Origin of the sequence: Streptomyces sp. SAT1 (genome assembly GCF_001654495.1) — a bacterium.
GTDB lineage: Bacteria > Actinomycetota > Actinomycetes > Streptomycetales > Streptomycetaceae > Streptomyces > Streptomyces andamanensis.
In genome coordinates this window covers 2,336,892-2,350,954 of sequence record NZ_CP015849.1, presented here as the reverse complement: position 1 = coordinate 2,350,954, position 14,063 = coordinate 2,336,892, and the positions used below count along the sequence as shown (strand labels likewise).

The window sequence follows — 14,063 nt, the reverse complement described above, 5'->3', positions numbered from 1 at the left end:
GCACCAGTGACCAACATTCCCGAGACCGGTCGGACCCCACGCGTCCAGACCCGGCTCATCGTCCTCCAGATCCTCGTCCTCTCCCTGCTCGGCACCCTCGGCGGCCGGCTGTGGTACCTCCAGATCCGCGAGGGCGCGCAGTACCAGAAGGAGGCGTCGGGCAACCACGTCCAGCAGGTCGTCCAGCCCGCCGTGCGCGGCTCGATCCTGGACGCGCGCGGTGTCCCGCTCGCCGACAACGAGACCCGGCTCGTGGTCTCCGCCTCCCGCACCGACCTGCTCAAGCAGAAGGACGACGGCAAGGCGGTCCTCGCCAAGCTCGCCGGGGTCCTCGGCATGGACCCGCAGGAGATCCAGCAGAAGGTCCGGCTGTGCGACGCCAAGACGCCGCAGCCCTGCTGGAACGGCTCGCCCTACCAGCCCATCCCGCTCACCGACGAGGCCACCCCCAAGCAGGCCCTCCAGATCCGCGAGCGCGCCGAGGACTTCCCCGGCATCACCGCCGAGCCCGAGGCCGTGCGCCGCTACGCGGGCCCCGGCAAGTCCAACACCGCGCAGGTCCTCGGCTACCTCTCACCGGTCACCGACGACGAGATCCAGCAGGCCAAGGACACCTCCTCGCCCTATCTGCGCTCCGACATGGTCGGCCGCTCCGGTCTTGAGCGCCAGTACGACAAGGAACTGCGCGGCAAGGCCGGCGTCACCCGCTACGAGGTCGACAACCTCGGCCGGGTCATCGGCAAGGCCAAGTCGGACGCCGCCCAGCCCGGCTCCAACCTGGTCACCAGCATCGACGCCCGGGTCCAGCGGGTCGCCGAGTACGAGCTGGACAAGGCGATGAAGGCCGCCCGCCAGCAGTACGACAGCATCACCGGCACCAACTACAAGGCCGACTCCGGCGCCGTCGTCGTGATGGAGGCCAAGACCGGCCGGATCGTCTCCATGGCGTCCGCGCCGACGTACGACCCGAACGTCTGGGTCGGCGGCATCTCCGCCAAGGACTACGCCGAGCTCACCGGCAAGAACTCCGACTACCCGCTGCTGAACCGCGCCATACAGGGTCAGTCCGCGCCCGGTTCGACCTTCAAGGTGGTCTCCACGGCCGCCGCGGTCGAGGCCGGCTACGACTTCAACGGCAACTACCCCTGCACCAGCTCGTACTCGGTCGGCGGCCAGGTCTTCAAGAACTTCGAGGGCGAGAACTTCGGCAACATCTCCCTGGGCCGGGCCCTGGAGGTCTCCTGCGACACCGTCTTCTACGGCCTCGCGGACAACGAGTGGAAGAAGGACGGGGGCATCAACCCGAAGAAGGGCCAGCCCAAGGACTACTTCTTCAAGGCCGCCCACCAGTTCGGTCTGGGCAAGGAGACCGGCGTCGACCTGCCCAACGAGGTCACCGGCCGCGTCCCCGACCGCCAGTGGAAGCAGAAGTACTGGGAGGCCAACAAGGACGCCTGGTGCAAGTCCGGCAAGAAGAACGGCAGCTACGTCGAGAAGATCGCCTACGAGAACTGCCTCGAAGGCAACAAGATGCGCGAGGGTGACGCGATCAACTACTCCATCGGCCAGGGCGACACCCTGCTGACGCCGATCCAGGAGGCCGTCATCTACGGTGCCATCTCCAACGGCGGCACCATGTACACCCCGACCATCGGCAAGGCCGTGGTCAGCCCCGACGGCAAGCACGTCACCGAGATCAAGCCCAGGTCCCACGGCAGGCTGCCCATCACCAAGGCCACCCGCGACATGATGGACCAGGCGCTCGCCGGCGTCGCCACCCGCGGTACCGCCGCCTGGAAGTTCAACGGCTGGCCGCAGGACAAGATCCCGCTGCACGCCAAGACCGGTACCGCCGAGGTCTACGGCAAGCAGACCACGTCCTGGCTCGCCACCTACAGCAAGGACTACACGGTCATCATGACCATCGCCCAGGCCGGTACCGGCTCCGGCGCCTCCGGCGAGGCCGTGCGCAACATCTACAGCGCCCTGTACGGCGTGCAGGCCGACGGGTCCATCGACAACAAGAAGGCCCTGCTGCCCACCCCGATGAAGGGCCTGCCGAAGATCCAGGCCGACGGCACCATCCCCGCCCCGAAGATCAAGGGCGACCCCGCCAAGGACCAGGAGAAGGTCGCCAAGGAGGTCGCCCAGCAGGGCACCACCACCGCCCCGGACGGCGACCAGTACACCCCGGCGACCACCAACAACACGGGGGCGGGCAACCGCGACACCCGAAGGCGCCCGCGCAGGCGCCCGCAGCGCGGAGGAAGGCGGAGGACGACCGCATGACCGGCGCGAACAACTTCTCCGTCTCCGGGTACGGACCCGAGCGGGCCGGCTGGACCCGGCTGCTCGCCCGCGACTCGGTCACCCGCCGCCTGGACTGGCCGATACTGCTGTCGGCGCTCGCCCTCTCCGGGATCGGCTCCCTCCTGGTCTTCTCGGCCACCCGCAACCGCACCGAGATCAACCAGGGCGACCCGTACTACTTCCTGATCCGGCACCTGATGAACACCGGCATCGGGCTCGCCCTGATGTTCGGCATCATCTGGCTCGGCCACCGCACCCTGCGCACCGCCGTGCCGATCCTCTACGGCGCCTCGGTCTTCGGCATCCTGCTGGTGCTCACCCCGCTCGGCTCCACCGTCAACGGCGCGCACTCCTGGATCGTCCTCGGCGGCGGCTTCTCCATCCAGCCGTCCGAGTTCGTGAAGATCACGATCATCCTGGGCATGGCGATGATGCTCGCCGCCCGGGTGGACGCGGGCGACAAGGAGCACCCCGACCACCGCACGGTCCTCCAGGCCCTGGGCCTGGCCGCGGTCCCCATCCTGATCGTCCTGCTCATGCCGGACCTCGGCTCGGTCATGGTCATGGTGGTGATCATCCTGGGGGCGCTGCTCGCCTCCGGCGCCTCCAACCGCTGGACCCTGGGCCTCGTGGCCACCGGCACGCTCGGCGCCGTCGCGGTCTGGCAGCTGCACATCCTCGACGAGTACCAGATCAACCGGTTCGCGGCCTTCGCCAACCCCAGCCTCGACCCGGCCGGCGTCGGCTACAACACCAACCAGGCCCGTATCGCCATCGGCTCCGGCGGACTGACCGGCTCGGGCCTCTTCCACGGCTCCCAGACCACCGGCCAGTTCGTGCCCGAGCAGCAGACCGACTTCGTCTTCACCGTCGCGGGGGAGGAGCTGGGCTTCGCGGGCGCCGGGCTGATCATCGTGCTGCTCGGGGTCGTCCTGTGGCGCGCCTGCCGCATCGCCCGCGAGACCACCGAGCTGTACGGCACCGTCGTCGCCGCCGGGATCGTCGCCTGGTTCGCCTTCCAGGCGTTCGAGAACATCGGCATGACCCTGGGCATCATGCCGGTCACCGGCCTGCCCCTGCCGTTCGTCTCCTACGGAGGCTCGTCCATGTTCGCGGTCTGGGCGGCGGTCGGACTGCTCCAGTCGATCAGAGTGCAGCGGCCCATGTCGGCGTAGCACACGCCTCCTGCGCACCGGATCCGTGCGCAGGAGGCGCCCCCGGCGGCGGGGACCACTACATTCGGTGCATGGCGGCCGTCCGGCGCGAGATCGAGCGGAAGTACGAGTCCGGTACGGGCCGACTGCCGGACCTCACCGGCGTCGGTCCGGTCGCCGCCGTCGCCGACCGGGGCACCGCCGCCCTCGACGCCGTCCACTACGACACCGCCGACGAACGCCTGGCCGCCGCCGGACTCACGCTGCGCCGCCGCACCGGCGGCACCGACGCGGGCTGGCACCTGAAGATCCCGGTCGCCCCCGACGTACGCGACGAGATCCAGGCCCCGCTCTCCGACGAGGTGCCGCCCGCCCTCGCCGCCCTGCTCCGCTCCCGGGTCCGCAGCGCCGCGCTGCGCCCCGTGCTCCGGCTGCGCTCCACCCGCGCCGTCCACCACCTGCTCGACGCCCGCGGCACGCTGCTCGCCGAGCTGAGCGTGGACACCGTACGGGCCGACCGGCTGACCGGCACGACCGGCACCGCGCACACCCGCGGCGGCCACGACGACCGCTCCGCCACGGCCCGCTGGACCGAGATCGAGGTGGAACTCGCCGAGGACGGCGACCCCGCCCTCCTCGACCTGCTGGACGACCGGCTGCGCGCGGCGGGCGTACGGCGCTCGGACGCCCCCTCCAAGGCCGCCCGCGCCCTGGCGGAGACGGCCCCGCCCGGCCACCGCCCGCTGCCCGGACCGCCCGCCTGGCCGGTCACCGCGGGCGACCACGTCCTCGCCCGGCTGCGCGCCCAGCGGGACGTCGTCGTCGCCCTCGACCCGGCGGTCCGCCGCGATCTGCCCGACTCCGTGCACCGCATGCGCGTCGCCACCCGCCGGCTGCGCAGCGCCCTGCGCACCCACGGCCGGGTCCTGGACCGCGCCGCCACCGCCCCGCTCGCCGCCGAACTGAAGTGGCTCGCCGGGGAACTCGGCCTCGACCGCGACCACGAGGTCCTCGCCGAACGCCTCACCGCCGCCCTCGGCGCGCTGCCCGAGACCCTGGTGACCGGGCCGGTCCGCACCCGGCTGCGGCTGTGGTCCGCGAGCCGTCGCGCGGGTGCCCGCAGCCGGGTGCTGGCCGTCCTGGACGGCGGCCGGTACCTGGCCCTGCTCGACGCGCTGGACGCCCTCACCGCCCGGCCGCCGCTGCGGCCCGCGGCCGGCGGCGACCCGGCCGAGGTGCTGGGCCGGGCCCTCGGCGAGGAACACGCCCGGCTGGCCGCCGCCCTCGACCGGGCGCTCGCCCTGCCGCCCGGACCCGCCCGCGACCTCGCCCTGCACGAGGCCCGCAAGCAGGCCAAGCGCACCCGGTACGCGGCCGAGACCGCCGCCGGGGCCCTCGGCGCGGCGGCCGGGCCGCCGGGCGCGGACGCCAAGGCCCTCCAGACGCTGCTCGGCGACCACCAGGACGGCGTGCTGGCCCGCCGCGCCCTGCGCGAGCTGGCCGGGCAGGCGCAGGCGGCCCGGGAGAGCTCCTTCACCTACGGACTGCTGTACGGGCGCGAGGAGCACCGCGCGGCCGTGCTGGAGGCGGAGCTGCCCCGGCTGCGGGCGCGGCTGCGGCCGTTCGGGACAGGCCGCCGACCGGGTTAGGCTAGATGGTCACCCCTGTCAGCTGACGAAAGTTCCCGCGATGACCGTCGAGTCGGTTTTCCCGCAGCTCGAAGCCTTGCTCCCGCATGTGCAGAAGCCGATCCAGTACGTGGGCGGCGAGCTCAACTCCACCGTCAAGAGCTGGGACGAGTGCGACGTCCGCTGGGCGCTCATGTACCCGGACGCGTACGAGGTCGGCCTGCCCAACCAGGGCGTCATGATCCTCTACGAGGTGCTGAACGAGCGGCCGGGCGTCCTCGCCGAGCGCACCTACAGCGTGTGGCCGGACCTGGAGGCGCTGATGCGGGAGCACGGCGTCCCGCAGTTCACCGTGGACAGCCACCGCCCGGTGAAGGCGTTCGACGTGTTCGGCCTGTCCTTCTCCACGGAGCTGGGCTACACCAACATGCTCACCGCCCTCGACCTGGCCGGCATCCCGCTGGAGGCCCGCGACCGCACGGTCGACGACCCGATCGTGGTGGCCGGCGGCCACGCGGCCTTCAACCCCGAGCCGATCGCCGACTTCATCGACTGCGCGGTCATCGGCGACGGCGAGCAGGCGGTCCTGGAGATCACCGAGATCGTCCGCGCCTGGAAGGCCGAGGGGCGCCCCGGGGGCCGGGAGGAGGTGCTGCTGCGCCTGGCGAAGACCGGCGGGGTCTACGTCCCCGGCTTCTATGACGTCGAGTACCTCCCCGACGGCCGGATCGCCCGTGTCGTGCCCAACCGCTCCGGTGTGCCCTGGCGGGTGTCCAAGCACACCGTGATGGACCTGGACGAGTGGCCCTACCCCAAGCAGCCGCTGGTCCCGCTCGCCGAGACGGTGCACGAGCGCATGTCGGTGGAGATCTTCCGCGGCTGCACCCGCGGCTGCCGGTTCTGCCAGGCCGGCATGATCACCCGCCCGGTGCGCGAGCGCTCCATCACCGGCATCGGCGAGATGGTCGAGAAGGGCCTGAAGGCGACCGGCTTCGAGGAGGTCGGCCTGCTCTCCCTGTCCTCCGCGGACCACAGCGAGATCGGCGACATCGCCAAGGGCCTGGCCGACCGCTACACGGACGACAAGATCGGCCTGTCCCTGCCCTCCACCCGCGTGGACGCCTTCAACGTCGACCTCGCCGACGAGCTGACGCGCAACGGCCGCCGCTCCGGTCTGACCTTCGCCCCCGAGGGCGGCTCCGAGCGGATGCGCAAGGTCATCAACAAGATGGTCTCCGAGGACGACCTGATCCGCACGGTCGCCACCGCGTACGGCAACGGCTGGCGCCAGGTCAAGCTGTACTTCATGTGCGGCCTGCCCACCGAGACCGACGAGGACGTGCTCCAGATCGCCGACATGGCGACCCACGTCATCGCCAAGGGCCGCGAGGTCTCCGGCTCGGGCGACATCCGCTGCACGGTCTCCATCGGCGGGTTCGTGCCCAAGCCGCACACCCCCTTCCAGTGGGCGCCGCAGCTGAGCGCCGAGGAGACCGACGCCCGCCTGCAGAAGCTCCGGGACAAGATCCGCGGCGACAAGAAGTACGGCCGCTCCATCGGCTTCCGCTACCACGACGGCAAGCCCGGCATCATCGAGGGCCTGCTCTCCCGCGGCGACCGCCGCACCGGCGCGGTGATCCGCGCGGTCTACGAGGACGGCGGCCGCTTCGACGGCTGGCGCGAGCACTTCTCCTACGACCGCTGGATGAACTGCGCCGCCAAGGCCCTGGCCCCCTACGGCGTCGACGTCGACTGGTACACCACCCGCGAGCGCTCCTACGAGGAGGTCCTGCCCTGGGACCACCTCGACTCCGGCCTCGACAAGGACTGGCTCTGGGAGGACTGGCAGGACGCCCTCGACGAGACCGAGGTCGAGGACTGCCGCTGGACGCCCTGCTTCGACTGCGGCGTGTGCCCGGCGATGGACACCAGCATCCAGATCGGCCCGACGGGCAAGAAGCTGCTGCCGCTGACGGTCAAGAAGTAGCCGGGACCAGGCGCGCTTCGGTCTTTCCGACCGGAGCGCGCCGAGCCGTTCAACGGGCGCGGGCAGGCTCCCCGGGGTCCGTCGCTTCCGGTCGGCGCCGCGCAGCACAGGAGGAGCAGTCCTGCCCGTCCAGGACGCCGGTCTCCGGGCAGCACGGGCGGTGACCACGTCCAGCCCTGGGACGGCGATGACTGGGGCAGGATCACACCATGAGACCCCTCGCCCTCCTGCGCCGCCTGCTGGCGCCCGCGGCAACGGCGGCCCTGCTGCTCGGCACGGCCCTGCAAGGAACCGCCGCCCACGCCGACACCCCGTCCACCGACTGGCCCGCACCGCGCTTCGTCAGCTACAACGTCTGCGGTGCCGCCGCGGGCTGCCCCACCAAACCCGGCAACAACACGGCCAGGAAGAACGCCTGGCGCGACCAGATCGTCCACGCCGTGGACCACTGGGACGCCGACGTGGTCATGCTCCAGGAGGTCTGCTACGGCCAGTACGCCCTGTTGAGGGACGGCCTGGCCGACCGCTCCGGCACCCCCTACACCGCCGTGTGGGGCGCCACCCTCAGCGGTATCGGCAACTGCACCCAGTGGGGCAGCGACCAGCGCTTCGGCCTCGCCATGCTGGTCAAGGGCAGCGCCGCGGCGGTCGCCAACCGGACCATGACGATGCTCTACAACGACCCGGCCGTGGCCGACGAGCAGCGGGGCCTGCTCTGCGTCGACGCACAGGTGCGGGGCCGTACCGTCCACGCCTGCGACACCCACCTCGACTGGCGCGGGAAGACCCCGGAGGAGCAGACGCACCAGATCTACCAGAAGCTGGAACCGGCCACCCGCACCATGCCCGTCGTCCTCGGCGGCGACTTCAACATGACGCCCACCGCCGCACCCCTGCGCTGGCTGTACGACAGCGACCAGGGCACCGGCCCCTTCCGCGAGGTCGACGACACCGACAAGGACCACTTCGCCGCCCGCTGTGCCGGGCAGAGCACCTGCCGCACGGGGGAGAACACCGTGGACGGCCAGTGCGAGGACACCACCGACGCCAAGAAGATCGACTACATCTTCGTGAGCGACCGGCACTTCCGCGACGAGCACGGTGACGCGGCCGGCTGCTCCAGCCCCCCGCTCTCCGACCACCACCTGCTGCGGGGCGCCGCCGCCTGGTCCTGAGCCCTGACCACCGGCACCGCCACCCGCGAAGCGCCCCCGGCACGCCGCCGGGGGCGCTTCGCGCCGCCTTGGACCGGGAGGAGCCGCCACGGCCCGGGACACGTACCCTGGGAGACGTACGCTCGGAAGCGGCAGAGCCGCTCTCACGAAGGACTGAACGAAACTGGGCAAGCGACAGCCCGAAGGCCCGCCGCCCGCACCCACGGTGCAGCGCATCCGACTGCGCTACACCAAGCGTGGCCGCCTCCGGTTCACCAGCCACCGTGACTTCCAGCGCGCCTTCGAGCGCGCGCTGCGCCGCGCCGAGGTGCCGATGGCGTACTCGGCCGGGTTCACTCCGCACCCCAGAGTGTCCTACGCCAACGCCGCGCCCACCGGCACGGCCAGTGAGGCGGAGTACCTGGAGATCGCGCTCACCGCGCCCCGTGACCCGGAGCGGCTGCGCGGTCTCCTCGACGAGTCGATGCCCACCGGCCTCGACATCGTCGACGCGGTCGAGGCCCGTACCCCGGGACTCGCCGACCGGCTGACGGCCTCCGTCTGGGAACTGCGCCTGGACGGCGTGGACCCGGCCGAGGCGGACCGGGCGGTCGCGGCCTTCGACGGCGCCGAGACCGTCGAGGTGCAGCGCCAGACCAAGAACGGCGTCCGCACGTTCGACGCCCGCTCCGCGGTGGTGCGGCTGGCCCGGGTGGAAACGCCAGGTGCGGCGGCCGATAGGCCGAGCGACCGGCCCTGTGCGATACTGCGGCTGGTTGTTCGGCACGTGACGCCTGCCGTACGACCCGACGACGTCCTGTCCGGTCTCCGCGCCGTGGCCGACCTGGCGCCGCCGGTCCCCGCAGCGGTGACCAGGCTGGCGCAGGGGCTGCTCGATGAAGAGATCGGCACGGTGACCGACCCGCTCGCGCCCGACCGCGAGGCAGACCCGGCCGCCCCGGCCGCTTCAGAAGGGGCCGCCGAAGCCGCCGCCGCGAAGGTGCCTGCTTAGGGAAGGTTCCGTAGGGACGGACGTCGAAAGCGCCGCCCTCGTACTCGGGAGCCACCTGGGTCGGGCAGCGCACCGACCACAAGACTTTCGCCAGGCCGTACGCGACAAGGTGTACGGAACCGGCGAGACAGGACACAGAGAGCTCCCGTGCGGCGCCCGCGCCCCGGACGGCGGCCATCGCGCAACCGCGAGGCCGCGGACGTCAGCGGTGTCCGATCGATGCGATCGGACACCGGACCAGCGCGGCGCCCGGGGGCCTGACGGGAGATTCGCCCGCATGCTCGAACCGACCGAGCCCACCCAGGGTTCCGAAGAACTGAACACCCCCAGCGACACGCTGCCGCCGCGCCGTCGGCGCCGCGCCGCGTCGCGTCCGGCGGGCCCGCCCGGTGCCGCCGAGGCACCGGCCGAGGTCACCGCTCCGGCTGTATCGCCTGCGTCCGCCGAGGACGTCGGGGCCGCCGGGAACACGGCCGCCGGGACTCCGGCCGCCGAGGAGCCCGCCGCTCCCGCGCGCCGCACCCGCCGTCGGGCCTCCGCGCCCACCGGGACACCGAAGGCCACCGAGGCCCCGGCCGCCGAGACCGTCGTCCCGGCGACCGCCGCCGAGGAGACCCAGGCGGTGGACGAGACGTCCGCCGGGACCGTCGAGAGCGGCGAGGCCGCCGCTCCGCGCCGTACCCGCCGCCGCGCCACGCGCAGCGTGTCCGCGCCCACCGGTGCCGCCGACGAGGCCGCCGAGAGCGGTGCCGTGAGCGGTACGGAGGAGCCGGCCGCGCCCGCGGAGGCCGCCGCCGAGACCGCCGCGCCCGCCCGCCGGACCCGCCGCCGCGCGTCCGCCGCCGCCGGTGCGCCGCAGCCCGCCGAGACCGCCGCGCCGGCCGAGGAGCCCGCCGCCGTCGAGGCCGCCGAGGAGCCCGCCGCGCCGCGTGCCCGTCGCCGTGCCACGCGCAAGGTGTCGGCGCCCGCTGCCGAGGCCGCCGTGGAGACGGCGGCCGAGGCGCCGGTCGCGGAGGAGTCCGCTCCCGCCGCAGAGGTTGCCGAAGAGCCCGCCGCGCCGCGTGCCCGCCGCCGGGCCACCCGCAAGGGCGCGGCGTCCGCCGCCGAGGTGAGCGAGCCCGCCGCCGCGGCTCCCGCCGCCGAGCCCGCGCCCGCCGCCGAGGAGTCCGCGCCGCGTCGCGGCCGCCGCCGGGTGGAGCGGCGCGCCGCGACCGGGTTCTCCGAGCCCGCCGCGCGCTCCGGCGCCGGGGACGACGCGCCGAGCAAGCCCGCGCGGCCCGCCGTCGCCGTCTTCCAGCCGCCGGTCTTCGCCGAGCCGAAGTTCCAGTTCCAGACCCCGCAGCGGGCCGCCGCCGAGGCGGCCGCCGAGGCCGCGCACGACGAGGAGCCCGACGGGACCGAGACCCCCGTGGCGGAGCCGGCCGCGCGGACCGAGCCGGCCGAGCAGCCCGGGGCGCGGCGCCGCCGCCGTCGCCGGGGCGCCGCCGACGAGGAGCCCGAGGCCCGTACCGCCGAGGACGCCGTCGAGGCGCCCGCCGAGCCCGCCGACGACGAGGCGGAGTCCGCCAAGGGCGCCGAGTCCGCCGAGTCCGCGGAGGAAGCGGATCTCACGGACGGCGACGACGGCGACGACGGTGAGGAGTCCGGTTCCCGCCGGCGCCGCCGCCGCGGTGGCCGCCGCCGGCGCCGCGGCGAGGCCGCCGAGCACGGTGACGAGGAGCCGGAGGAGAGCGGTGAGCTCGCCGCCGCGCAGGCCGCGCAGGACGCCGAGGACACCGCCGAGCAGGTCGAGGAGGACGCCGAGGACGCGTCCGAGGAGAGCGACGAGGGCGAGGAGCACGCGGGCGGCGGCAACAGCAGCAGCCGCCGCCGTCGCCGCAGGCGTCGCCGGGCCGGGGACGGCGCCCAGGACGGCGAGCCGTCCGCCGACGACCCCGAGCGCACCGTCGTCAAGGTCCGCGAGCCGCGCGGCAAGAAGGACGAGCGGCCCGGCGGCGGCAGCGACGAGGTCCAGTCCATCAAGGGCTCGACCCGCCTGGAGGCGAAGAAGCAGCGCCGCCGCGAGGGCCGCGAGCAGGGCCGCCGCCGCGTCCCGATCATCACCGAGGCCGAGTTCCTGGCCCGCCGCGAGGCCGTCGAGCGCGTGATGGTGGTCCGGCAGAACGGCGACCGCACGCAGATCGGCGTCCTTGAGGACGATGTGCTCGTCGAGCACTACGTCAACAAGGAGCAGGCCGTCTCGTACGTCGGCAACGTCTACCTCGGCAAGGTGCAGAACGTCCTGCCGTCGATGGAGGCCGCCTTCATCGACATCGGCAAGGGCCGCAACGCCGTGCTGTACGCGGGCGAGGTCAACTTCGAGGCGCTCGGCATGGGCAACGGGCCGCGCCGCATCGAGTCCGCCCTGAAGTCCGGGCAGTCCGTCCTCGTCCAGGTCACCAAGGACCCGATCGGACACAAGGGCGCCCGCCTGACCAGCCAGGTCTCTCTGCCGGGCCGCTACCTCGTGTACGTCCCCGAGGGCTCGATGACCGGCATCAGCCGCAAGCTGCCCGACACCGAGCGGGCCCGGCTGAAGACCATCCTCAAGAAGATCGTCCCCGACGACGCGGGCGTCATCGTGCGCACCGCCGCCGAGGGCGCGAGCGAGGAGGAGCTGCGCCGCGACGTCGAGCGGCTCCAGGGGCAGTGGGAGGACATCCGCAAGAAGGCGAAGAACGGCAACTCCAGCGCGCCGACCCTGCTGTACGGCGAGCCGGACATGACCGTCCGCGTGGTGCGCGACATCTTCAACGAGGACTTCTCCAAGGTCGTCGTCAGCGGTGACGAGGCGTGGGAGACCATCCACGGCTATGTCGCGCACGTCGCCCCGGACCTCGCCCCGCGCCTGTCGCGCTGGACGAGCGAGGTCGACGTCTTCGCCACGTACCGGATCGACGAGCAGCTCGCCAAGGCGCTGGACCGCAAGGTCTGGCTGCCCAGCGGCGGTTCGCTGGTGATCGACCGGACCGAGGCGATGGTCGTCGTCGACGTCAACACCGGCAAGTTCACCGGCCAGGGCGGCAACCTGGAGGAGACGGTCACCAGGAACAACCTGGAGGCGGCCGAGGAGATCGTGCGCCAGCTCAGGCTGCGCGACCTCGGCGGCATCATCGTGATCGACTTCATCGACATGGTCCTGGAGTCCAACCGCGACCTGGTGCTGCGCCGCCTGCTGGAGTGCCTGGGCCGCGACCGCACCAAGCACCAGGTGGCCGAGGTGACCTCGCTGGGCCTGGTGCAGATGACCCGCAAGCGGGTGGGCCAGGGCCTGCTGGAGTCCTTCTCCGAGACCTGCGTCCACTGCAACGGCCGCGGTGTCATCGTGCACATGGAGCAGCCCACGGCCGCCGGGGGCGGCGGCAAGCGCCGCAAGCGCGCCCGCGCCGGTGCCGAGCAGCCGCACGAGCACGAGCACGAGACCGCGGCGGTCCAGGCCGCCGTGCCCACCGCCGAGGAGGAGGCGGAGGCCGAGGCCGACGTCGTCGTCGAGGCGCAGGCCGAGCCGGTCGAGGTGCCCGCGTTCGAGCTGTCCCCGGACGAGGAGCTGTACAGCTCCGTCGCCGAGGCGGAGGCCGCCGCGTCCCGTGGCCGCGGCCGGCGCCGGGCGAGCCGGCGGGCGTCCGCCCCGGCGGGCGCGCCGAAGGCGGCGGCGGACGGCGCGGCCCCGGCCGCTCCCGAGGTGCCGACCGCTCAGCAGGTGACCGCGGAGCAGGAGGCCGGGCGCCCGGTGCGTCCGGAGCCCGCCGAGGCGGCGCAGGCCGAGCCGGTGGCCGCCGAGGACCCGGTCGTCCCGGCCGCCGGGCCGGAGGCGCCGGTGGCCGAGGAGGCCGCGCCGAAGGGCCGTACCCGCCGCCGCGCGACCCGCAGGGCGTCGGCTCCGGCCGGTTCCCCGGCGGGAGCCGAGGCGGCCGTGGTGACGGTCGCGGAGACCGCGCCCGAGCCGCAGCCGGTCCCGGCCGAGGAGGCCGCCCCGGCGGTCGCTCCGGCCGAGGCCGAGGCGCCCGCGGAAGAGGCGGCTCCGGCCCGTCCGCGCCGCCGTGCGGTGCGCAAGGCCACCGCGCCGACCGCGTCCGAGGAGGCGGCCGTCGTGGTCGTCCCGTCGGGCCAGGCCGGTGCGGAGGAGCCCGCTGCGGCCGCCGAGTCCGAGGCGGCCGAGGAGGCTCCGGCCAAGAAGACGGTCCGCAAGGCCGCCAAGAAGGCCACGGCGAAGAAGGCCGCGACCAAGAAGACGGCGGCCAAGAAGACCGTGGCGAAGAAGGCGACGGCCAAGAAGGCGACGAAGACCGCCAAGACGGCCGGCGCCGCGAAGAAGTCGGCGGCGAAGAAGACCGCGGCGTCCCCGGCCTCCGCCGCGGCCGACGAGAGCTGATCCGTCCGCACCGGGAGGCGGGCCGTCCCCGGCCCGCCTCCCGCATCCGCCCCGCCCGGTGATCGCACATGATCACTGGGCGTGGCGAACGGGACACAACACGGTCGTATCCGGTGTGTTCCCGGTCCGGCCCGTAGGAAAAGATCTTCTTTCCGGGCTGATAACGTGACCCCGGGCTCGGTGGCTGCTACGCGCGTCGGCCCGCAGCCGATGTGCAGCACCCGCGTCACGTCGTCCGCACAGCGGCTGCTCTCGCGAGGACACCTGCGGGGCAGGTCCGCTGCGAAAGCCGTTCGCCGCCCACCGGTCGGCGAGCGACCAGGGGCGCGGACGCGTGATTGGCACGCCGCCGCTTCCCGACCCTTGAACATGGTGCGCCGTCGAGGTCGCCGAATGAGGAGGGGGAT

At 73.4% G+C, this 14,063-nt stretch carries 7 protein-coding genes; all 7 read left to right on the top strand.

Annotation, left to right across the window (positions count from 1 at the left end; genetic code table 11):
• Positions 1-6: 6 nt before the first annotated feature.
• The 7 genes from mrdA to A8713_RS10205 all read left to right on the top strand — a co-directional run bounded on the left by mrdA (position 7) and on the right by A8713_RS10205 (position 13,656).
• Complete coding sequence (mrdA, locus tag A8713_RS10235; RefSeq protein WP_064533140.1) at positions 7-2,289, top strand: penicillin-binding protein 2; 2,283 nt, start codon at positions 7-9, stop codon at positions 2,287-2,289.
• Entirely contained in the window at positions 2,286-3,485 is a 1,200-nt protein-coding gene (rodA, locus tag A8713_RS10230) for a rod shape-determining protein RodA (RefSeq protein WP_064533139.1), read from the top strand. The genes mrdA and rodA overlap by 4 nt, the downstream gene beginning before the upstream one ends.
• Positions 3,486-3,556: 71 nt before the next feature.
• Entirely contained in the window at positions 3,557-5,113 is a 1,557-nt protein-coding gene (locus tag A8713_RS10225) for a CYTH and CHAD domain-containing protein (RefSeq protein WP_064533138.1), read from the top strand.
• A 40-nt stretch (positions 5,114-5,153) separates the two neighbouring features.
• Entirely contained in the window at positions 5,154-7,079 is a 1,926-nt protein-coding gene (locus A8713_RS10220) for a TIGR03960 family B12-binding radical SAM protein (RefSeq protein WP_064533137.1), read from the top strand.
• A 209-nt stretch (positions 7,080-7,288) separates the two neighbouring features.
• Complete coding sequence (locus A8713_RS10215; protein WP_064533136.1) at positions 7,289-8,254, top strand: endonuclease/exonuclease/phosphatase family protein; 966 nt, start codon at positions 7,289-7,291, stop codon at positions 8,252-8,254.
• 205 nt (positions 8,255-8,459) lie between these two features.
• Entirely contained in the window at positions 8,460-9,245 is a 786-nt protein-coding gene (locus tag A8713_RS10210; protein WP_064533135.1) for a TIGR03936 family radical SAM-associated protein, read from the top strand.
• 277 nt (positions 9,246-9,522) lie between these two features.
• Positions 9,523-13,656 (top strand): Rne/Rng family ribonuclease, encoded by a 4,134-nt coding sequence (locus A8713_RS10205; RefSeq protein WP_064533134.1) that lies wholly within the window; start codon positions 9,523-9,525, stop codon positions 13,654-13,656.
• The last annotated feature ends 407 nt before the right edge of the window (positions 13,657-14,063 follow it).